This is a genomic window from Halostella limicola (genome assembly GCF_003675875.1).
Lineage (GTDB): Archaea > Halobacteriota > Halobacteria > Halobacteriales > Natronoarchaeaceae > Halostella > Halostella limicola.
The window spans coordinates 512654-532974 of record NZ_RCDI01000003.1; the positions used below are offsets into that span (position 1 = coordinate 512654).

At 69.6% G+C, this 20321-nt stretch carries 19 protein-coding genes; 7 read left to right on the forward strand and 12 right to left on the reverse strand.

Annotated features, from left to right (window positions below; genetic code table 11):
* Positions 1-2 precede the first annotated feature (2 nt).
* On the forward strand, positions 3-311 hold the full coding sequence (locus D8670_RS15880) for a DUF7521 family protein (protein ID WP_121819097.1): 309 nt from the start codon (positions 3-5) through the stop codon (positions 309-311).
* Here D8670_RS15880 and D8670_RS15885 read toward each other — a convergent pair.
* Positions 243-1523, reverse strand: a complete 1281-nt coding sequence (locus tag D8670_RS15885) for an outer membrane lipoprotein-sorting protein (RefSeq protein WP_121819098.1) — start codon at positions 1521-1523, stop codon at positions 243-245. The genes D8670_RS15880 and D8670_RS15885 overlap by 69 nt on opposite strands.
* A 433-nt stretch (positions 1524-1956) precedes the next feature.
* Complete coding sequence (locus D8670_RS15890; protein WP_121819099.1) at positions 1957-3162, reverse strand: LolA family protein; 1206 nt, start codon at positions 3160-3162, stop codon at positions 1957-1959.
* A 152-nt stretch (positions 3163-3314) separates the two neighbouring features.
* Here D8670_RS15890 and D8670_RS15895 point away from each other — a divergent pair, with 152 nt between their 5' ends.
* Positions 3315-4385 carry a DR2241 family protein gene (locus D8670_RS15895; RefSeq protein ID WP_121819100.1) on the forward strand — a complete coding sequence of 357 codons (1071 nt, stop codon included), beginning with the start codon at positions 3315-3317 and terminating at the stop codon, positions 4383-4385.
* Here the strand turns inward: D8670_RS15895 and D8670_RS15900 are convergent.
* Complete coding sequence (locus tag D8670_RS15900) at positions 4382-4963, reverse strand: DUF7524 family protein (RefSeq protein WP_121819101.1); 582 nt, start codon at positions 4961-4963, stop codon at positions 4382-4384. The genes D8670_RS15895 and D8670_RS15900 overlap by 4 nt on opposite strands.
* Before the next feature lie 33 nt (positions 4964-4996).
* Positions 4997-5191, reverse strand: coding sequence for a methytransferase partner Trm112 (locus tag D8670_RS15905; RefSeq protein WP_121819102.1), 195 nt, complete (start codon positions 5189-5191; stop codon positions 4997-4999).
* Positions 5192-5296: 105 nt separating this feature from the next.
* Between D8670_RS15905 and D8670_RS15910 the strand changes: the two genes are divergently transcribed.
* Entirely contained in the window at positions 5297-5659 is a 363-nt protein-coding gene (locus D8670_RS15910; RefSeq protein WP_121819103.1) for a group I truncated hemoglobin, read from the forward strand.
* A gap of 16 nt (positions 5660-5675) precedes the next feature.
* On the opposite strand, the gene D8670_RS15915 is transcribed toward D8670_RS15910, so the two are convergent.
* Together D8670_RS15915 and D8670_RS15920 are read right to left on the reverse strand one after the other, a co-directional pair.
* Positions 5676-7052, reverse strand: coding sequence for an adenylosuccinate synthase (locus D8670_RS15915; protein WP_121819104.1), 1377 nt, complete (start codon positions 7050-7052; stop codon positions 5676-5678).
* Positions 7053-7218: 166 nt separating this feature from the next.
* The gene (locus tag D8670_RS15920; RefSeq protein WP_121819105.1) at positions 7219-8208 is read right to left on the reverse strand and encodes an aldo/keto reductase; all 990 of its coding nucleotides are present in this window, start codon (positions 8206-8208) and stop codon (positions 7219-7221) included.
* 201 nt (positions 8209-8409) lie between these two features.
* Between D8670_RS15920 and D8670_RS15925 the strand changes: the two genes are divergently transcribed.
* Complete coding sequence (locus D8670_RS15925; RefSeq protein ID WP_121819106.1) at positions 8410-8715, forward strand: hypothetical protein; 306 nt, start codon at positions 8410-8412, stop codon at positions 8713-8715.
* Here D8670_RS15925 and D8670_RS15930 read toward each other — a convergent pair.
* A complete protein-coding gene (locus D8670_RS15930; protein WP_121819107.1) occupies positions 8712-11339 on the reverse strand; it encodes a DUF7527 domain-containing protein in 2628 nt (875 codons plus the stop codon). The genes D8670_RS15925 and D8670_RS15930 overlap by 4 nt on opposite strands.
* Before the next feature lie 119 nt (positions 11340-11458).
* Positions 11459-11737, reverse strand: a complete 279-nt coding sequence (locus D8670_RS15935) for a UPF0058 family protein (protein ID WP_121819108.1) — start codon at positions 11735-11737, stop codon at positions 11459-11461.
* Between the two features lie 214 nt (positions 11738-11951).
* On the opposite strand from D8670_RS15935, the gene D8670_RS15940 reads away from it, so the two are divergent.
* A complete protein-coding gene (locus tag D8670_RS15940; RefSeq protein WP_121819109.1) occupies positions 11952-13577 on the forward strand; it encodes a potassium channel family protein in 1626 nt (541 codons plus the stop codon).
* Between the two features lie 51 nt (positions 13578-13628).
* On the opposite strand, the gene D8670_RS15945 is transcribed toward D8670_RS15940, so the two are convergent.
* Positions 13629-14219, reverse strand: a complete 591-nt coding sequence (locus D8670_RS15945; protein WP_121819110.1) for a DUF998 domain-containing protein — start codon at positions 14217-14219, stop codon at positions 13629-13631.
* Positions 14220-14299: 80 nt separating this feature from the next.
* Between D8670_RS15945 and D8670_RS15950 the strand changes: the two genes are divergently transcribed.
* On the forward strand, positions 14300-14650 hold the full coding sequence (locus D8670_RS15950) for a VOC family protein (RefSeq protein ID WP_121819111.1): 351 nt from the start codon (positions 14300-14302) through the stop codon (positions 14648-14650).
* Positions 14651-14703: 53 nt separating this feature from the next.
* Complete coding sequence (locus D8670_RS15955) at positions 14704-15426, forward strand: dolichyl-phosphate hexose transferase (protein ID WP_121819112.1); 723 nt, start codon at positions 14704-14706, stop codon at positions 15424-15426.
* Positions 15427-15447: 21 nt separating this feature from the next.
* On the opposite strand, the gene D8670_RS15960 is transcribed toward D8670_RS15955, so the two are convergent.
* The 3 genes from D8670_RS15960 to D8670_RS15970 are packed head-to-tail and all read right to left on the reverse strand — an operon-like array spanning position 15448 to position 20319.
* Positions 15448-17580 carry a DUF7846 domain-containing protein gene (locus D8670_RS15960; protein ID WP_121819113.1) on the reverse strand — a complete coding sequence of 711 codons (2133 nt, stop codon included), beginning with the start codon at positions 17578-17580 and terminating at the stop codon, positions 15448-15450.
* Positions 17580-18710 (reverse strand): ABC transporter ATP-binding protein, encoded by a 1131-nt coding sequence (locus D8670_RS15965; protein ID WP_121819114.1) that lies wholly within the window; start codon positions 18708-18710, stop codon positions 17580-17582. The genes D8670_RS15960 and D8670_RS15965 overlap by 1 nt, the downstream gene beginning before the upstream one ends.
* Positions 18700-20319, reverse strand: coding sequence for an ABC transporter permease (locus tag D8670_RS15970; RefSeq protein WP_121819115.1), 1620 nt, complete (start codon positions 20317-20319; stop codon positions 18700-18702). The genes D8670_RS15965 and D8670_RS15970 overlap by 11 nt, the downstream gene beginning before the upstream one ends.
* Positions 20320-20321: the final 2 nt, after the last annotated feature.

Below are 20321 nucleotides of genomic sequence, written 5' to 3' on the forward strand. Positions count from 1 at the left end.
TCATGCTGGCGAACACCCCCATCGGTTGGGCGATCCTCGTCGTCTCGTTCGCCGCCACGGCCGTCGGGACGTACGTGGCCTATCAGGCGTACCGCGGCTACCGTCGCCACCAGAGCCGTCCCATGCAGTACCTCTCGATCGGCCTCGTGTTGCTGCTCGGGGTCTCGTTCGTCTCGGCGTTCTTCGGGTCGCTCCTGTTCCGCGGCGGCGTCGCCCCCTCGGAGTACCGCCGCCCGTTCACGCTACTCGTCCGGTCGTTCCAGCTCCTGGGGGTGAGCTTCATCGCCTACTCGCTGTACCGCCGCTCCTGACCCGCTCGCGCAGCCTATCGACTCGGCGACGCGGACGAGGGACGACCGGGCCAGTCCGTCCCCCGACACGCTCAGGGTCCGTCCGTCGCAGGTCCACGTCAGAACGCGCATTCTGCCCGCCTCCGAGTACGTCCCGCTTCGGCCGTTCACCTCGACCTCCTCGCCGGTCCTGTTCCCGTCGTACGTCGTGTTTTGTACCGTCACGACGACCTCCGCCGACCCGTTCCCGTAGGTCAGCGACACCGACTCGTCGGCGCCGTCGATCCGCCGTGTCCCCTGCAGGGAGAAGCCGTCCGGGAGGTCGGGGTCCGGGACCTCGACGTCAGCCGCCTCGACGAGCGCCGCGCGCGAGTCGTACGACTCGACGTCGGGATACGTCCGCTCGTTCACCGTCACGTTCTCGGGCGGGTCGAACTCGAACGTCGAGTCGTTCAGGCCGGGGTCGAACGTCACGTTCGAGTACGTCTGGGTCACCTCGTACGACCCGTCGGGCCGGTCCCACGTCTGGTAGTACTTGAGCGGGAAGTACCGCTCGCTGTCGATCCAGAGCGTCTGGGTCACGTTCGACAGCAGCATCTCGCCGCGCCCCCGGAGCGTCCCGTTGATCTCGACGACGTACGTCTCCCGGCCGTCGACCGTCTCGGTCCCGAGGTAGCTGACGTCGTACTCCGTGGCGTTCGGCGGCGGGACGTTCCCGACCGCCGGGTCGCTGGTCACCGGACCAGGGGGTTCCGGGAGCGGGGAGACGCCACGTTTCGGCTCGTCGTCGCCGTCGTCACCGCCGGCGTCGATCTGGGCGAACAACTCGTCGAGGTGCTCGGACATGTTCCCCCGTTCGAAGCTCCCCTCGTCGAGGGTCAGCCGCGTCGCCTCGCCGGCCTGTGGATCGTACTGCCACATGACGGACCCGTTGGCGTACGTCTCCCGGTAACCCCCCGAACCGTCGTAGACCCGCTGGTAGACGTATCGGGTCCCGGGACGCTGTTTGACGTGTAGCCGCATCCGGTCGGTCCGGTTCGGCGTCTCCATCACTATCGTCACGTTCGCCGAGACCCCCTCTATCGATTCGTACCGCTCCGCGGCGTTCTCGCCTATCGGCTCGTCCGCCGTTCCGGCGTCGCCCCCGAAGACGACGTATACGCCGGCGGTGGCCAGACAGACGACCGCGACGGCGACCGCCGCGCGCTGGAGCGGAGTCTGCAGTGCGCACATTCGTTGTTAAAAGTAACTCGGACGTGAACTAAAAACGCTTGCTTCGACCGCCGCGGCGAACCGCCGGTGGGATCGAGACGGAGCGACGGACCGATCGCGGCCACGCGGCGGGGCGGACACGGGCGTCGGAAGCGTCGGGGGGTGGGGCGAGCGGGCGGCGAGATTCAGGGAGGGAGAGAGTGCGTCAGCGGGATTCAGGGCGGGAGAGAGCGCGTCAGCGGGGTGGGCGGATTGAGCGAGAGAGACGTCGGCGGTCGCGGGATGCGCGAGCGGCGAAGCGTCAGCGGGGCGAAGACTGGGGGGACCGGTGGACGGCATCGGCGGGCGGCGTCGGCGAGTGGAGGGCCGAAGTCGTCAGCGGGTGGGGCGTCAGGGTGGTAGGGCGTCGGGGGCGGGGGCTACCAGCGAGGGTCGCCGCGTCCGGCCGACCCGATCAGTCGCAGACCATCGACTCCGCGACTGTCACGAGACGGTCGCGCGGCTCCGGTCCGATGACGGCGTAGGTGTTCCCCTCGCAGGTCCAGACGACCATGCTCTCGTTGCCGACCGACTGGAACACCCCCTCGCGGTCGCCGATCGCGACCGACTCGCCGTCGTCGGCCATCGCCTGCGTGCCGTTGATCTTGTTGACGACTATCTCGTCGGCGCCGTCGGCGTAGACGACGCGGACGTTCGTCGTCCCGTCCTCGGTGAGGGTGGCGCTCTCGAACGAGTAGTTCCCCCGCAGCTCGGGGTCGGGGACCGACGTCGAGACGTTCGTGACGAGGTCCTCGCGGGAGTCGAACTCGGTGACGTTCGGCGCGGTGAACTCCGAGCGCTGGGCGTCAGCGGGCGGGTCGAGGACGAACGTCGAGTTCGGGATCGACCAGTTCAGGATCGCGTCCTCGTACTCGACGACCGTCGTCGCGTTGACCCCGTTCCCGAACGACAGCTCGAGGCGCGACGGGAAGTACGTCTCGGCGTCGACCCACATCGTCACGTTCGAGCCGAACCCCTCGCTCCCGTTCGGCACGACCGAGAGGCGATGGGTGCGCTCGCCGTCCAGGTCCACGGTGTCCTCGTAGCTCAGTTCGGCGTCATCGACGAGGTACTCGACCATCGACGCCGACCGGTTGGGGTCGGCCCCCTGGTCCGGGAAGACGGTGTACTCGTTGGTCTGCGGGTCGTACACGGCGCTCACGCTCTCGTTCACGACGGTGATCGTCCCGGCGCGTTCGTCGGGCGCGACGACTTCCTGCCGGTACTCGCCGGTGTCGGTTCGGACCCACACCTGTGCGGTCGTGTTTATCTCGTTCCCGTCGTACGTCGCCGTGGTCCGCTGGACGGCGACGTAACTGTCGATCGACTCCATGCGCTGCTCGAAGCGCTCGACGACTTCCTCGCCGGAGGGCTCGCCGTCGTCCGTCGTCTCCGCCGACTCGTTTCCGGCCGTGTCGTTCTCGGTCGTGTCGTCGTCGGCTTCCTGGGACGCGTTCTCGGCCTCTTGCGATCCGTCGTCGGCCTCCTGGATCGCGTCTGCGGGGGCGTCAGTCGTCGCGTCGGCCGGCGCGTTGCTGCTCCCGACGGTGCCGAGACAACCGCTTAGCGCGATCATCCCGACCGCGAGCAGCACCGCGGCGGAGGGCTTTCGGGTTACCATGCAGTTTGTGGGTCCCCGTCGGCGGTATTAAACCGGGACCAGCCCTTTCTCTCGCGGAAACCCGACGCAAATTATTTATAGGCCTTCCAGAACCCGGGGCGGTACCGCCCGGAATAGCCGACTTTATCCATCCGCTATCCTTCGGAGTAGGTATGCAACCCGAGCAGGTCGAACGGCTCCGCGAGGCCGCGGACGACGGCGTCAGTTTCGACGGGCTCGACATCGACCGCGACGGCGACGGCTACCGGTTCGCGGTCCCGGGCGACGAGCGCGCGGGCCTCGACGCCGACGGGTTCCGCGACGCCGCGGCGGACGCCGCCGCCCACGTCACGAACTGGGACTTCTGGACCGAGGCGGCGCCCTCTCACGGCGCGCGCCGGGCGTTCCTCCGCTGGCTTGAGGGCGCCGACGAGCGCTCCGTTCCCGAGCGCTACGACGCGCTCGCCGACGGCGTCGTCCGCCACTGGGGGGAGCTCGAACTCACAGCGACGCTCGGGGACGACGGTCGCCGGCGGTACGACCTGCGTCACGAGGCCGACGGCGGTCGGCCGGTCGAGGACCTGGACGCCTTCGAGGACCCGCTGGAGGCCCGCGAACTCGTCACGTACGACGAGAAGGGCCGGTACCGCCCGCTGAAGACCGCGCCGACCCTTCGGACCGGGTGGGTCTTCCCCGACCTCGACGCCCGGGACCTGGTCGCGACGGTCGGGCACGTCTACCCGGCGACGATCGAGAACTGGCACCGCGAGCGCGAGGGCGACCTCGACGTCTCGCACTGGCGCGAGACGGCCGAGCGCCAGACGGGCATCTACGACATCGTCGACGAGCTCGACCGCGAGGCTGTCGAGCGCATCGCCGCGACCTGTTGCGTCGACTCCCAGTGTCTCAAGCGCCGGGAGTGGGACTACGACGAGGACGCCCAGCTAGACGTCGACGGCGGCGACGGGGAGTTCCCCTGCCGGGAGCCCTGCTCGCTGGTGATCGCCGCCGCGCGCAAGTGGACGACGCTGGAGCGCGAGGAGAGTCGCACCTACGAGTTCGAACTCACGCCGAGCGAGAAGGAGCAGATCGAGGAGATAATCGACGCCGTGGCCGACGGCGAGACCGACGAGGTCCGCGAGGCCGACGTGTACGAGGGCGCGAACCGCTATCGTGCTCGATACCTTCGGGAGAAGCTGTTCGACGACGAGGGGAACCTCGCCGGCGTGCCGACCGAGGACTAATCCCGGACGAGTATCGCCGCGGCCGCGGCGACGCCGACGAGGACGACGCCCACGCCGACGACGGCTATCGGCCCCTCGACCACGGTCGCGGCCAGAAACGCGACCAGGAGCGCGACGCCGGCGAGGGCGAGCACCGGCGTCGTCCCCGCGCCGGGCGTCGGGAGAGCGGACGACGGCGACGAGCCGTTCGAGTCCGTCTCGGCCGCGCCCGCGGGACTGGCGAGCGCCTCGTCGACGACCACGGAGTCGTCCGCGTCGTCGGGCTCTCGAACCGTCACGTCGGCGTACGCCGTTTCGGCGCCGTACGCGGTGACGATCTTCAGCTTTCCTTCCGCGGGGAACGGGCCGTCGACGTTCACTCGCACCGTGCGGACGGACTCGGTCTCCACGAAGTGGTTCGTCGCTTCGAGCGTCGCCGCCCGGCTCAACCCGTCCATCAGGTTGAGGTGGACGTGGACGGCTCGCCCGTGGTTCACCAGTTCGACGTCGAACGCGCCGGCGGTCTCGAACGACGGCGTCTCCACTGAGATGGCGTGTAGGTCGTCGTCGCTCACGTGGACCGACAGCGTCTCTGGCACGGCTACCCAGTCAACCCCCGGGAGCAAAAAGTTTCAGGCCGGGGCGTCCTCGCGCATGTCCGGCGGCAGGAGGTTCGGAATGCCGTCCTCGATGGGGTACGTCTCGCCGCACTCGGTGCAGACGAGTTCGCCCGTCATTATCTCCCCGTCGTCGCGCTCTCCGGCGTCGAGTTCGAGGTCGTGCTTGTCCATCGGGCAACAGAGTATGTCCATGAGTGATTCTTTCACGACGAACTCACCTGATGGTCGACACCATGGTCCCCCCGGCAAAAAGCGTGCCGGGTCGCGACGGTCCCGCAACCTATTTGTTCCGAGACTCCGGCGGGAGAACGTATGAGCGACGAGACGCTTTACGACCGGATCGGCGGCGAGGACGCCGTCGCGGCGGTCGTCGACGAGTTCTACGAGCGCGTCCTCGACGACGACCGGTTGGCCGGCTACTTCGACGACGCCGAGATGGCCGACCTGCGCGAACACCAGACGAAGTTCCTCTCGGCCGTGACGGGCGGCCCGGTCGAGTACACCGGCGAGAGCATGCGCGAGGCCCACGCCCACCTCGACCTGACCGAGGAGGACTTCGCGCGCGTCGCCGAACACCTGGAGGACAGTTTGCGCGCGTTCGACGTCCCCGACGAGGGCGTGGACGAGGTGCTCGGGGCCGTCGCGGACCTGAAAACGGATATCCTCGCGAGGTAAGGAGCGCGGACGCTGCTCAGAAGGGCCGCTCGACGATCACGGTCTCGTCGCGGTCCGCGCCGACGCCGACGGCGTAGATCGGCGTGTCGAGTTCGTCGCTAAGGTACTCCAGGTACTCCTGTGCGGCGTCCGGGATCGCGTCGTAGCCGTCGGCCGCGACGGCCGCCCAGTCGACCTCGTCCCAGCCGTCGAACGACCGGAGGTTCGGCTCGCAGCGGCCCCACTCCTCGGTCGTCGAGGGCATGGTGAACACCTCCTCGCCGTCGAGATCGTAGGAGTGGCCGACCTTCACCTCGTCGAGGCCGGCGAGGACGTCGAGGTGGTTGACCGCGAGGCCGGTGAAGCCGCTGACCCGCGCGGCGTGGCGGAGCATCGGCACGTCGAGCCACCCGACGCGGCGGGGGCGGCCGGTGACGGTGCCGTACTCGCCGCCCTCCTCGCGGATGTAGGTGGCCAGCTCCTCGTCGTCGCCCTCGCCCTGTTCCTCGTAGTCGGGCGTGTCGCCGACGACGCCGCCGAGCTCGGTCGGCATCGGGCCGCTCCCGACCCGCGAGAGGTAGGCCTTGACGATGCCGATGACCTCGCCGCCGCCGACGACGCCGGGGCTGAGACCGGTGCCGGTCGCCGCGCCGCCCGCCGTCGGGTTCGAGGACGTGACGTACGGGTAGTTGCCGTGGTCGATGTCGATGATGGTCCCCTGCGCCCCCTCGAACATGACGTTCTTCCCGTCGTCGATCGCGTCGGCGAGGAACTCGCCGGCGTTGACCGTCATGTCGTTTTCCTCGAGGCGGCGGCCGAACTCGCGGTACTCCTCGAACAGCGCGTCGACGTCGAACGCCTCGGGGTCGTCGAGGTCTTCGACGTCGACGCCGTACACCTCCTCGACGAGCGCGCGCTTCTGCGGGACGGCGTACTCCAGTCGGTCTCGCAAGACGTCGCCGTCGAGCAGGTCGCCGACGCGAACGCCGCGGCGGCCGGCCTTGTCCTCGTACGTCGGGCCGATGCCGCGGCCCGTCGTGCCGACTTCCTGGTCGGACTCGCTTTTCACGTCCTCCTCGATGCCGTCGAGCACGCGGTGGTACGGCAGGATGACGTGGGCGCGGCGGGCGACCCGCACGTCCGGGTCGAGGCCGCGCTCGCGGAGGTCGTCTATCTCGTCGAACAGCGTCCGGGGGTTGACGACGCAGCCGTTGCCGAGCACCCCCACCTTGCCGCGAACCGCCCCGCTGGGGACCAGCGAGAGCTTGTACTCGGTGCCGTCTTCGACGACGGTGTGGCCGGCGTTGTCGCCGCCCTGATACCGGGCGATCACGTCGGCCTCGTCGCAGTAGAGGTCGACGATGCCGCCCTTGCCCTCGTCGCCGAGTTGGGCACCCACGATGGTAACGGTCATAACAGGGTTCGATTCTCTCTACCCCGATAAACCGATTACGATAGCACCGGCCGTGGCGGGAGAAAGTATCCACGATCGCGTATCAACAGTTCGACTGACCCGACCCCCGTTGCATCCCCGTGGTGTGGTGTGCGGTAACCCTCGACGACTCACCGACGGGGCCCGCTCACCACCGATGATGGACGTGTTCCCGGACGTACTCCTCGTACACCTCGTCGACGGCCGCGCGCTGGTCGTCTGACGGCGCGGGCAGGTCCGCCGCCGCGACGTTGTCGCGGATGTGCTCGGGGCTCGTCGACCCGGGGATGACCGTCGAGACGGCGTCGTGGTCGAGGATCCAGCGGAGGGTGAACTTCGCCATCGTCGCGCCCTCGGGCACGGCGGGACGGAGTTCGTCCACCGCGCCGAGGCCGGTCTCGAAGGGGACGCCCGCGAACGTCTCGCCCACGTCGAACGCCTCGCCGTCGCGATTGAAGTTGCGGTGGTCGTTCTCGGGGAACTCCGCGTCCCGCGAGAGCTTCCCCGTCAGGAGGCCCGACGCCAGCGGAACGCGGACGATGACGCCGACGTCCTCCTCCTTCGCGCGCTCGAAGAACAGGTCGGCGGGGCGCTGGCGGAACGGGTTGAAGATGATCTGCACCGTCTCGACGCCGGGGTACTCGATGGCCTTGAGGCCTTCCTCGACGCGCTCGACGGAGACGCCGTAGTGGTCGATACGGCCTTCCTCTTTGAACCCCTCCAGCGCCTCGAACACCTCGGGCCGGTAGTACACGTCCGTCGGGGGGCAGTGCAACTGGACGAGGTCGAGCGTCTCCTCGCCGAGGTACTCGCGGCTCCGGTCGACGTGGTCGCGCAGGTTCTCCTCGGTGTAGCGCTCGGCCGTGTGCGGGTCGAGGCGGCGGCCCGCCTTCGTGGCGACGTACACGCGCTCGTCGCGATCGTACTCCTCTAGCACCTCGCGGATGATGCGCTCGCTCCGGCCGTCGCCGTACACGTCCGCGGTGTCGACGAAGTTCACGCCCTCGTCGAGCGCCGCCCGAACGGCCTCGCGGCCGTCCTCCTCGGAGACGTCACCCCAGTCCCCGCCGATGTTCCAGGTGCCGAGTCCTACTTCCGTCACGTCCCAGCCGGTCGTCCCGAGCGTTCGTCGATCCATGTGCGTAGTGGACCGCGCGACGCCCGTAAGTGTACGTACAGGGGCAAGCGCGGCGCCCGAACCTCTCCAACTTGATCTATTTATCATTGCGAATAGATCCAAAGTGTTAACCCCACGCACGGCGAAAAGTCGTATCCGACTTTCTGGCGGAACGTGTTGACGATAACCTTTAAAGCCCCGAAAGACAAGTTAACAAATGCCATGATAGATAGACTTGAGAAAGAGGTCGATATGCTCGAACGTCATCTTCAGGTCCTGAAGATGGTCATCGAGAACGAGCCCATCGGTATCGTCAAGATGTCCAACGAGACGGGGTACCCCCATCACAAGGTCCGCTACTCCCTTCGTGTCCTCGAAGAGGAGAACCTCATCGAACCCTCGAGCCAGGGCGCCATCAAGACGGAACGGACCGACGAGTTCGTCGACGAGCTCGACGACAAGCTCGACGACATCGTCGGGAAGCTCCACGACATGAAGATCGAAGAAAGCGCCGAGATCGAGAGCTAAAGCTCCGGCACGTTGAGGTGGAAGTCGCGTCCTCGCGATTCGACGAGGCAGAGATGATACCCCTGTTTCCGGGATATCTTCACGAAGCTCTTCTTCGAGTCCCGACTCAGGAAGCTCCCGCTCGTCGCCTCCGCGGCGGTTTCGAGCGCGCCGGGATCGAAGAACGAGGAGGTCACGACGAACGCCGCGCTCAGGTGCTCGTTGGACCCCTTCAGCCGCGAGGCGTCGCTCTCTAGCGTCGCCATCCCGTCCTGCGTGACGGGGTCGCGCGCGTCGTTCAGATCGGCCACGACCAGCGGGTTCCCCATCCGGTCGCGCAGGACGACGTCGAACTGCTTCTGCTCGCGGACCTCGTCGCCGTTCTCCGTGTACACGAGGCTCACGTCGCCTTTCAGCTCGGCCCGGTCGATCTGGGGGATGGCGTCGTAGAGGCCCTCCAGCGATGTCGCGTGGCCGGTGTCGCGGATCTCGTACAGCAGGCCGCCGACGATCCAGTCGACGAAGTTGAACTCCAGCGTGTCGGTGAGGAACTCGTCGAACGCCTTCCCGTCGACCGCCGCCTCCTCGCTGTCGAACTGCGTGTGGTGCTCCAGGCGGAGGTTGGCGTTGACGGTCTCGGCGTCGGCGTCGCCCGCGTGGGCGTCCTCCAGGGTCGCGTCGCCTTTCGACGCGTAGCGGACGAACAGGTTCGTTCCCCGGAGCGCCTCGGCCGCGCCGATCTGTCGCCCGGCGTTCGGCGCGCCGCCGGCGGCGCGGCGTGCCTCCTCCAGTTCACGCTCCAGGCGGTTCACCTCGCTCTCCAGGCGTTCTATCTCCGCTTCGAGGTCCTCGACCTCGCCGCGGAGCGACTCGGCCTCGTCCCGGTACTCGTCGCGCTCGACGCGGAGGTCGTCGCGCTCGCCCTGGAGGTTCGATACGCGCTGCTGAAGCTGGTCTATCTTGTCCTCGCGCTCGAGCACCTCTTGCTTGAGCGTCTCGTCGCTCCCGGCGGTGCCGGCGCCGGCGGTGTCGGACCGCGACGCGTTCGACCGCGACGCCTCCGACCCAGACGACCGTTCGCGGTCGGTCGACCGTCGCGCGCTCCCGCCTGAATCGCGGCCCGCGGGCCGGGCACCGCCCTGCTCCGCGGAGCGCCCGCGGCTGCCCGCCCGCGACTGCCGCGTCTCGGACCGTGCCGGCGACTCCTCGTCGCCGGTCGACGACCGGTCGGGGTCGAGCGACGGGATGGTCCGCGCCTCTTGCCACTCCTCCTCGCTCTCGTACGTCGGGTCGACGCCGTCGTCGTCCGACTCGGCGGGTTCGGCCGTCCCGAGGTCCGCGTCGTAGCTCTCGCGCGCGGCGTCGTTCGGGTCGGGACCGGCCGCGCCCTCGGCGCTCGCGGGATCGCTTCGCGCCGGCTCGGTCTCGGTCGCGTCGACGGCCGCCTCCGCGGCGTCGACGGCGGGCGTCGCGCCCGTCGGTTCGTCGTCCGGGCCGGCCGACGAGGCGTCGGTGACCGTCCGCCCCGTAGCGGCCTCCGCGGCGTCGGTCGACTCGGCCCGCTCGGCGAGTTCGTCGGGGTCCGGCGCGTCGACGTCCTCCGGTTCCGCGCCCGGCACGTCGAACGACTCGCGCTCGGTCGGGTGGGTCGGGTCGGAGTCGGCCGGGCCGGCTCCGTCGTCGGTCGCCGGCTCCCGGTCCGGCGCGCTCGCTTCGTCCGGTTCGCCGCGGCCGGGCGCGGCCGGATCGCCCCTGCCCGCCGCGTTCGGGTCGGCGTTCGCCTCGTGGCCGCCCGCACCGCGCTCGCCGCCGGCCGGCTCGCGCGCGTCCGGGTTCCGGGCGGAGCCGGGTTCCGGGTCCTCACTTGCGCCGGATCGCGCCGCGTTCGCGTCGGCCTGCGGGTCCGCTCCTGCGCCCCCGGACGGTTCGGACCGGGTCGGTTCGCCGGCACCCGCGTCGGGTTCGGTGCCGGCCTCGACGTCGCCGCCGTTTGTCGCTTCTCGGCCCGCCGGCTCGTTCGCGGCCGCGTCGGCGCCCGCGCTCGTCCCGCTCGGACCGCCCGCGTCGCTCGCGGCGCCGGTTCCGTCCGCGTCCGCGGCCCCGCCGGACGGGTCGGGGACGTCCGTCACCTCGATGTCGACGTTGCGCACCTCGTAGATGCCGACCTCGTCGTTCGCGCGCTCGAAGGCCTCGTCGCCGGTGATCAGTTCCTCGCTGTTGCCGACGAACGCGCAGCTCATCGACTTGCCGCCGTAGTAGACCGTGTAGTAGTCGCCGCTGAGGACGTTCTCGCTGAGCTCGATGAAGCCGGTGAACGACCCCGACGAGAGCGTCCCGTCGGCGTCGGCGACCGGCGTGTCCTCCGTGTAGTACTTCGCCTGCTGTTCGCCGCCCTTCTCCAGCATGGTGAACAGGAGGGGAAGCGAGGGGTCCGGCGCCTCGTGTGCGGTCGCCGAGGCGGACTCGAAGTCCTCGATGGCCCCCTCGAACACGCCGACGATGCGGCCGTTCAGCATGAACAGCCACGTCCCCCGGGCGCGCACCGCACCGGAGAACTGCTCGTCCGCGAGGTCGCGCAACCCCTGGTACCCGTCGACGGGGCGGGTACTCCAGTCGTCGACCCGCTGTTCCGTGCGCGTATTCATACTTCGCAAAAGCCACAAGCGAAACATATACTTTCCGCCGCCGGGCCGGAAGCGTCAGCGGCGTAACCGAAAAGCGGCGGCTCGACGAGGATCGGTCGAACGTCGGTCGCGGCACGGCCTCAGATCCGCTGCTCGGCGTCGTCCGCCAGCTCCTCCATCCGCTTGCCGATGCGGCCGGCGCTCGAGAACTCGTCCTCGCTCATCGCGTTCGCGAGGGCGTTGCCGAGGACGAACACGGCGTGTTTGTGCTCGCTCTTGGACTTGTGGACGTGCGAGGGGTCCACGTCAAGCTGGTAGTACGGATCGAACAGCTCGGGATCGACCTCCTCGCGCTCGGCGACGTTCTCCATGATCGTCACCATCTGCTCGTGTAATTCGAGCAACTCGTCTTTGTGCATGGGCACCTGTAGGAGTGATGCGGATTTCAACCTTTTGACCGTGCGGGGTTCGCACACGCCCGATATCGGACGCTGCCGAACTCCGAACCCCGGATGTATAAGTGATCCGATTGGTACGGTGACGGGGCGACCGCGGGCGCGGAGGCGGTCTGGTCGTCAGACCTCCGTCGCGGACGGCAACGTTTTTCCGCCAGTCGGCGGTATGAGCGGGCGAATGAGCAAGTGGCGACGGCGCACGGCGCTGTACCTCCTCTCGCTGGCCGCCGTCATGGCGACCTACGCCGTCGCGTATCACGTCGGCATGGCCGTCTTCGAGGGGCGGCCCTCGTCGTTTTTCCACTCCGTGCAGGTCGTCGTCGAGACGTTCACCACGACCGGGTTCGGGTCGGACGCCCCGTGGTCGTCGCCGTGGATGAACCTCCTCGTGGTCCTGATGGACCTGACCGGCGTGTTCCTCATCTTCCTCGCCCTCCCGGTGTTCGTCTTCCCCCTCTTCGAGGAGGCGCTCGCGACGTCCGCGCCGCGGGCCGCCGAAGACACGGCCGACCACGTCGTCGTCTGCGAGTACACCCCGCACGGCGAGGCGCTGGTCGAGGAACTGGAGACCAGCGACCAGGAGTACGTCGTCGTGGAGTCCGACGAGGAGGTCGCCGCGGAACTGTACGAGGACGACCTCTCCGTGATCCACGGCGACCCCGAGTCGACGGAGACGCTCCGGCGCGCGAACGCCGACGCGGCGACCGCCGTCGTCGCCGACGCCGACGACGAGCGCAACGCGAGCATCGTCCTCTCCGCGCGGGAGGTCTCGCCGAACGCGCGGGTCGTCACCCTCCTCGAAGACCGGGCGAACGAGCCGTACCACCGCCTCGCCGGGGCCGACACGGTGCTCTCGCCCGAGCGGATCCTCGGCGGGAGCCTGGCGGACAAGATCACGGGGTCCATCGACGCCCCGGACGTGGTCGGCGACGACTTCGAGATCGCCGAGCTCACCGTCCAGCGGGACAGCGCCGTCGCGGGCCAGCGCCTGAAAGAGAGCGGAATCCGGGAGGGGACCGGAGTGAACGTCGTCGGGATCTGGGAGCGCGGCGAGTTCCGGAGCCCGCCGTCGCCCGACACGGTCCTGTCGGGGGGGACGGTGCTTTTGGCCGCCGGGCGGGTGCGGAGCCTCGAAGCGCTCCGCCGACTCACGCGGTCGAAGAAGCGCCGGCCCGCCCGGTCGAACGTGGTCGTCCTCGGCAGGGGAGAGGTCGGGTCGACCGTCGTCGACGAACTGGCGGCCGCCGACGTGGACGCGACGGTCGTCGACCTACGGGAGATGCCGGCGGTCGACGTGGTCGGCGACGCGACCGAGCGGAGCACGCTCCGGGAGGCCGGCGTCCCGGACGCGACGACCGTCGTCCTCGCCCTCGGGAGCGACACGGCGACGACGTTCGCCACGCTCGTCGTCGACGAACTGAACCCGGACGCGGAGATCGTCTGCCGCGCGGCCGAGGGCGAGAGCGTCCCCAAACTGTACCGCGCCGGCGCGGACTACGTGCTCGCGCTGTCGCGGGTGAGCGGCCGGATGCTCGCCTCGACGGTGCTCGACGAGGACATCATCTCGCTCGACACGCAGGTCGAGGTCGTCCGGGCGCCCGTGCCGGCGCTGGCCGGGTCGACGCTACGGTCCGCGAACGTCCGCGAGCGCACCGGCTGTACGGTGGTCGCGGTCGAGCGCGAGGGCGAGATGATCACCGACCTCGGCCCGGAGTTCAGGTTTCGCGCCGGCGACGAGGCGATCGTCGCCGGCAGGGACGCGGACGTCAACGAGTTCACCGCGCTGACCTCGGGCGACGACTGACTCGGGGATGGCGGGTGACGAAAGCAGAGCGGCCGAGAGGACCGAACCGGCTCAGGCCGCCGCGCGCGCCGAGTCGCCGAGCAGGCGGCGCGCGGTGACGACGACCCATCCGCCGAAGGCGAGCGCGCCGGCGTACTCCGCCGCCGCGAACCACCGCGGTGCGACCGATCCGACCCACGTGGCCCACGCGAGGACGTGGGCGTTCGCGAGCCACACCGTCGCCAGCCCCCGCCGGACGCGACCGGCGAGCGCCTCGCCGGTGCCCCACACCCACAGGAACAGCGTCGCCCCGACGTAGTGCGTGACGGCGACGACGCCGTGGCCCGCCTTCGGCAGGTGGAACACCCCGACCATCGCCATCGCCGCCACCGTGACGAGAAAGAGGCCGACCCCGACCCGCTGAACGAGGTTTCCGGCGTCCGCGAGCAGCGCGTACGCGAAGGGGACCCCGAGCGCGCCGGCCGCGATCAGCACGCCGTTGAACAGCCAGTACGTCCCCGTCCCGGGCCGACCCATGTCCGAGAGGGCGGCACCGGCCCAAGTGAACGACGACGAGACGAGCGTCGCCACGAGGATGCCGCCGAGCGCCAGCGCGGCCGAGGCGAGGCCCGTCGCCGCCGCGATCCGTCGAGTTTCTGTCACGGGTCCAACCTACCGCTCGACCGGTAAATACGTTCGGCCGCCGCGAAAGAATTTTGCGGCGGTGCCGGGAAATCATATCTATGTCCGGGATCGTCTTTTTCGCGGCGGAGCGGCCGTCGGCGGTCGTCTCGTTCTACACCGACGAGGTCGGCGCGACGGTGTGGCTCGAACAGGAAGGCTGTACCATCCTCCGACACGGTAACTTCCTGTTCGGGTTCTGCGAGGGCGACGTCGCGGAGACCTGCGGGACCGTCACCTTCTACTACGACGACCGAGACGCCGTCGACGAGATGCACGACCGCCTCGCCGACCGTGCGCGCGGGCCGCCGCGGGAGAACGAGGAGTACGACATCTACCAGTTCTTCGCCGACGACCCCGAGGGTCGGACCGTCGAGTTCCAGACGTTCCTGCATCCGACGCCGGAAGTCTGAGGCGATTTTGGCAAACCTAAAAACTCAAGTACGAGCGTCGGAAAGCGGGGGTAATGAGCGAGAACGCGGACGAGAACGCGGCCGGCGCCGGGTCGGACGCGTACACGTTCGACGACGTGAGCGTCGTGATGGGGACGTACAACGAGGCCGAGGCCATCAGGACGGTGCTCTCGGACATCGACGAGGTGACGGACGGCCGGGCCGAGGTGGTCTGCGTCGACGGGTCCAGCGACGAGACGCCCGAGATAGCGCGCGACCACGGCGCGACGGTGATCCGGCAGGCCCCGCAGGGGTACGGCGTCGCCGTGCGCGAGGCCGTCCTGACGCCGGACCGCCCGGTCGTCGTGACGACGGACTGCGACGACACGTACCCGATGGAGCAACTCCCGGAGTTCCTCGACCTGATCAACGAGGGATACGACGTGGTGAGCGGCGACCGGCTCTACCACGGGGCCGACGCGATGCCGGACCTCAACCGGCACGGCAACCGGGCGTTCGCCCTGCTGGCGAGCGTGCTGATGGGCCGTCGCGTCCACGACACGACGACGGGGATGCGCGCGTACCGCCGCGAGGTCGTCGAGCGCATCGAGTGGACCGAGAACACTGGCCTCTCCGCTGAGCTGCTCATTCGGCCGCTGATGCGCGGCTACGACGTGGTAGAGGTCCCTATCGACTACCGGGAACGCAAGGGCCAGACGAAGCTCGACCCCTTCGCCGGCGGCGCGGCCATCGCGAAGTCCATCGCCAAGGTCTGTCTCGAAGAGCGGTTCCGCTGACCGCCGTCCGCTCCTCCCGGTTCACTCCCGCGCGGTGAGCGTGCTGTTCATCCACGCCCCGCTGACGCGCGTCTCCGGTCGGTCCGGGAGGTAGGTCCCCTCGCGTCCGCAGTCGAGAACGAGGTTGCAGACGGAGCGCTCCGGGGGCCACACGACCTCCACCGAGTCGTTTTTCGCCCGCACGGTCACCTCCTCGCGGTAGGTGACCGACGCCCCGCCGCGCTGGACCATCGTCACCGACAGGGTGACGTCCTCGGCCCCGGAGAGGGGCACGGACCGGTTCCCGACCACTCGCGTCAGGTTCTCGCCGACGACAGTCACGCCCTCCGGCGTCACCCGCCAGTCGACGGCGATCCGGTCGCCCGGGTCGCCCTCGTACGCGAACTCGGCTGCGGTCCCGTTCGCTTCGACCCGCACCGTCACCGACCCGGTGTCCCGAATGACGCCGGTACGGGTCCGGACCTCGAACGCGGCCGCTTCGCGGCGGTCGAGGCGCTCCAGTTTCGGGGTCACCCGCTCGTCCGGGGCCGGCGTCCACTCGCCCTGGTAGGTGTACCGGTAGAGCGTCCGGTTCGGGTAGGCGTCGAGGACGGCGAAGTCGTCCGCGGCGTCGCGGTCCATCGCGTACACGACCGGCCCGTCGAAGCCGGGGTCGTTCCGGAGCACCTGGAACGGGTGGTTGAGCCACTCGCCGTACGGCGTCGGGACGAACACCAGCCCGTTCTCGAAGTCGGCCGCCTCGACGGGGGCGTACGCCGCCTCGTACTTCTCGGTGTGGGCGGCGTTGCGTTCGACCGGCGGTTCGACCGCAGCGCGCTCTGCGACTCCGACGACGGGGAGCGTTACGACGAGCGCGAGCAGCAGGGCGACCCGGGCACCGCGCGGGTCGAACTGCGCCGCCGCGGCCGCCCGGAACCGGTCCCACCCCGCCACCGCGGCGCTCGCGGCGAACGCGGATAGGGGGAGCAGGAGATCGAAGTGATAGAACGGTCCGAGCACCGATATCAGGCCGTCGGTCGGGTCCGCGAACGTGGCGAGGACGTTGTAGTTCCCCCAGAAGGCGACGTTGCCGGCGATCACCGAGACGATCAGGCCGGCGAGCACGGCCCGGAGTTCGCGGTCCGGGAGCGGGTCGCCGCCCGGCTCGCCGGCCGCAGCGCGGGCGTCACGGCGGCGCAGGCCGACGAGGAAGCGGGCGACGCCCGCGGCCGCCAGCAGCGTTCCGACGGGGCCGGCCACCGTCCAGCGCGTGCCGAAGTGCCACAGCACCCACGCGTTCGCCCGGAGCGCGAGCGCCGGGGTGTATCGCAGGTCGTGGCTCAGTATCCGCCGGTAGCCGAAGCCCAGACCGTCGAGCGGGGCAAACGCCTTGTAGGGGAAGAGCAGCGGCGACCCTGTCACCGCGGCGTTGTACGCGAGGGTCGCACCCACGAACGTCAGACCGCCGGCGGCGACGACGGCGTATCGGCCGAACCACGCCCGGAACTCGTTCCGGTCCCGGCGGCCCGCGCGCCAGAGCGTCAGGCAGGCGTGGAGAATGAACGGCGTCGCGAACAGCACGGCGGTGTACGGGCGGGCGAAGAAGGCGAGCCCGACCGCGACGCCCGCCGCGGCGGCGTAGCGTCGGCTCCCGCGGCGCACTGCGCGGACGTACGCCAGCGCGAACGCCCAGTTGAACAGGGCAGCGGGCGCGTACGAGAGAAACGCCGAGGAGGTGAGCAGGAACAGTGGGGCGCCGACGAGCGCGACGGCGGCGACGACGCCCGTCCGTCGGTCGAACGCCTCCGCGGTGACGGCGTAACAGAGCGCCGCGTTGCCGGCGGCGACCGCGGCGAGCGCGACGCGGAACTCGCCGGTCACTGCCTTCGCGACGGCGAAGACGGCCGCGGGGACTGGCGTGTACTTCGGGTAGAGGCGGCCGCCGTCGTCGACGAAGAACCAGGGGCGGACGGCGTCGGGGACGGCGGGGTAGAGGTTCAACTGCCCCGCGAGCAGCATCTGGGCCTGCTGGAGATAGACGCCCTCGTCGTGGTTGTTGGAGTGGTACGGAAAGAGGTCGACGGCGAGGAAGAAGACGACCGCGCCGGCGAGCGCGGCGACGAGCGCGGCGACGTGCGTCGCGGTGACGCGCTCGCGGAGGGCGGCCGCGGACATCAGCGCTGCGACGCGGGGAACCAGGCGAGGTCGTGGTCGGCGTCCAGATCGACCGCCACGCGCGTCCCGACGTCGACCTGGTCGGTGTGGTTGTGCATGCACTCCAGCACGTCGCCGTTGTCCAGTTCGACGCGGTAGAGGACGGTCGGCCCGAGGTAGCGGCGGTGGGTCACCACGCCGTCGACCGCCGCCCCGTTCGCCGGCTCCGCGCAGAGGTCGTCGGGACGGACGAGCACGTCGAGTTTCGTCCCTTCGTACTCCTCTGCGAGCCCGTGGATGCGGTCGCGGTCGAGCGTCCCCAGCCCGGTCTCGACGTCGTCGCCGCTGACGTAGCCGGAGAGGAAGCTCGCGTGGCCGAGGAAGCCGGCGACGAAGCGTGACTCGGGGTGCTGGAACACCTGCTCGGGCCGGTCGACCTGCTCGATGCGGCCGTCGTTCATCACCGCCACGCGGTCGCTGATCGAGAGCGCCTCCTCCTGGTCGTGGGTGACGGAGATGGCGGTGACGCCCGCCTCCTTGATGATCGCCCGCACCTCCTCGCGCATCTCGACGCGGAGGTCGACGTCGAGGTTGGAGAACGGCTCGTCGAGCAGCAGCATCTCGGGTTCGGGCGCGAGCGAGCGCGCCAGCGCGACGCGCTGTTGCTGGCCGCCCGAAAGCTCGTCGGGGCGGCTCTCGCGGTGGGCGTCGAGGCCCACGAGGTCCAGCATCTCGTCGACGCGGGCGTCGCGCTCGTCTTCCGGCCGGTCCTTGAGGCCGAACGCGATGTTCTCCTCGGCGGTCATGTGGGGAAACAGTGCGAACTCCTGGAAGACGACGCCGACGCCGCGGCGCTCGGGCGCGACGAAGTCGCCGCGGCCGGCGACGGCCGCCCCGTCGAGCGACACCGTGCCGGCGTCGGGGCGTTCGAGGCCGGCGATCAGCCGGAGCGTCGTCGTCTTCCCGCACCCCGAGGGGCCCAACAGCGTCAGGATCTCGCCGTCGGCCACCGACAGCGAGAGGTCGTCGATGACCCGCTCGTCCCCGTAGGTCTTGGAGACGCCGTCGAGTTCCAGCACCGTCTCGTCGGTCGCCGGGTCGGGACGACTCGACCGGGATCCGTCCGTCGGGTGCAGCGTGCTATTTGACATCGTACCCCTCCTGTGAGATGATCACGAAGATGGAGAGCGCCGAGATGGCGACGAGCACCAGCGCGGGCACCGCGGCGTCGCCGTAGTAGCCGTCCTCTTGCATCTGCCAGATGTACGTGACGAGGGTCTTATAACCGGACGGACTCAGCATCAGCGTTGCCGGTAACTCCTTCATCGTCGTGAGGAAGACGAGCGCCGCCCCGCCGAGCAGGCCCGGCGCGGCGAGCGGGAGCGTCACGGCACGGAACGCACCGATCGAGCTCCGGCCCAGCGTGCGGGCCGCCTCCGGGAGCGCGGGGTTGACCTGCAGGAACGAGGCCCGCGTCGACCCCACGGACTGGGGCAGGAAGCGGACCACGTACGCGAAGATCAAAAGCGGGAGCGTCAGGTAGAGGCTCGGCGCGACGTTGATCCCGACGAACACCAGCGCGAGCCCCATCACGACGCCCGGCACGGCGTAGCCGACGTAGGTGATCCGCTCGAACAGGTCGCCCAGCCGCGTGCTGTGTCGGGCCGACAGGTAGGCGACGGGAAGGCCGGCGAGAGTGGCGACGAGCGCCGCGGCGAGCGAGACGTCGACGGAGTTGGCGACGTACTCCAGTTCGAACGGAACGCCGCTGCCCGTCGCGCCGCCCCGGACGAGCCACAGCAGGAGCGTCCCGATGGGGACGGCCAGCGCGAGACCGACCACCAGCGCGGGGAACGCGAGCGCCGGCCACTTCCAGCGGCCGAGGCGCATCCGCCCGGAGGAGTGCGCGCTCCCGCCGCTCCCGTGGAGTGTGTCATCTCCGCGGATCTGGGACTCGACGGCGAGGATCAGCACCGTCACCGCGAGCAGCTGGATCGACAGCACGGCGGCGAACTCGGGGCTGGTGGCCCACCGGGTGTAGATGATCCGGGTGAACACGGAGTAGCGCATGATCTGGGGCGTCCCGAAGTCCGACAGCGTGTACAGCGCGGTGAGCAGGGCGCCCGCGGCCACCGCGGGACGGATCTGTGGGACGACGACCCGCTTGAACGCCTCCCAACGGGTGTGTTTCAGGGTGCGGGCGGCGTCGACGAGGCTGGTGTCGAGCGTCTTCAGCGACGCCCGCGACGTGATGTACACGTACGGGTAAGTGTACAGCGTCAGCACGAGCACCGTTCCCTCCAGCCCGTAGATGCCGGGCAGTTCCTCCACGCCGAGCGGGGCGAGCAGGGACTGCACCTCGCCGTTCGGCGAGAACACCGAGACGAACGCGAACGCGCCGATGTAACTCGGAATGACGAGCGGCAGCATCACCGCGACGGTCCAGAACCGCCTGAACGGCAGGTCGGTCCGGACCGTGAGGTAGGCGAGCGGGACGGAGATGAGCACCGACGCGACCGTCACGCTGGTGACGAGCACGACGCTGTTGACGAGCACCTGCAGGGTGAGCGGGTCGAACAGCAGCGAGACCGGCTCCGCGACGCCGGTGCGGAACGCGGTCTCGATCAGCCAGAACAGCGGCAGCACGGAACCGGCGGCGACCGCGCCGCTCAGGAAGGTGAGACCGACGGGGTACGATCGGGGCTCGTCCCCGGCGTCGGTCGACTCGCCCGTCGCGGTCGTTCCCGGTTCTGCGGCCATGT

Bases quoted from the DNA above. Each gene is read 5' to 3' on its own strand.
- D8670_RS15880 (WP_121819097.1), top strand. From the start codon at position 3: ATGCTGGCGAACACCCCCATCGGTTGGGCGATCCTCGTCGTCTCGTTC.
- D8670_RS15885 (WP_121819098.1), bottom strand. From the start codon at position 1,523: ATGTGCGCACTGCAGACTCCGCTCCAGCGCGCGGCGGTCGCCGTCGCG.
- D8670_RS15890 (WP_121819099.1), bottom strand. From the start codon at position 3,162: ATGGTAACCCGAAAGCCCTCCGCCGCGGTGCTGCTCGCGGTCGGGATG.
- D8670_RS15895 (WP_121819100.1), top strand. From the start codon at position 3,315: ATGCAACCCGAGCAGGTCGAACGGCTCCGCGAGGCCGCGGACGACGGC.
- D8670_RS15910 (WP_121819103.1), top strand. From the start codon at position 5,297: ATGAGCGACGAGACGCTTTACGACCGGATCGGCGGCGAGGACGCCGTC.
- D8670_RS15915 (WP_121819104.1), bottom strand. From the start codon at position 7,052: ATGACCGTTACCATCGTGGGTGCCCAACTCGGCGACGAGGGCAAGGGC.
- D8670_RS15920 (WP_121819105.1), bottom strand. From the start codon at position 8,208: ATGGATCGACGAACGCTCGGGACGACCGGCTGGGACGTGACGGAAGTA.
- D8670_RS15925 (WP_121819106.1), top strand. From the start codon at position 8,410: ATGATAGATAGACTTGAGAAAGAGGTCGATATGCTCGAACGTCATCTT.
- D8670_RS15930 (WP_121819107.1), bottom strand. From the start codon at position 11,339: ATGAATACGCGCACGGAACAGCGGGTCGACGACTGGAGTACCCGCCCC.
- D8670_RS15935 (WP_121819108.1), bottom strand. From the start codon at position 11,737: ATGCACAAAGACGAGTTGCTCGAATTACACGAGCAGATGGTGACGATC.
- D8670_RS15940 (WP_121819109.1), top strand. From the start codon at position 11,952: ATGAGCAAGTGGCGACGGCGCACGGCGCTGTACCTCCTCTCGCTGGCC.
- D8670_RS15950 (WP_121819111.1), top strand. From the start codon at position 14,300: ATGTCCGGGATCGTCTTTTTCGCGGCGGAGCGGCCGTCGGCGGTCGTC.
- D8670_RS15955 (WP_121819112.1), top strand. From the start codon at position 14,704: ATGAGCGAGAACGCGGACGAGAACGCGGCCGGCGCCGGGTCGGACGCG.
- D8670_RS15960 (WP_121819113.1), bottom strand. From the start codon at position 17,580: ATGTCCGCGGCCGCCCTCCGCGAGCGCGTCACCGCGACGCACGTCGCC.
- D8670_RS15965 (WP_121819114.1), bottom strand. From the start codon at position 18,710: ATGTCAAATAGCACGCTGCACCCGACGGACGGATCCCGGTCGAGTCGT.
- D8670_RS15970 (WP_121819115.1), bottom strand. From the start codon at position 20,319: ATGGCCGCAGAACCGGGAACGACCGCGACGGGCGAGTCGACCGACGCC.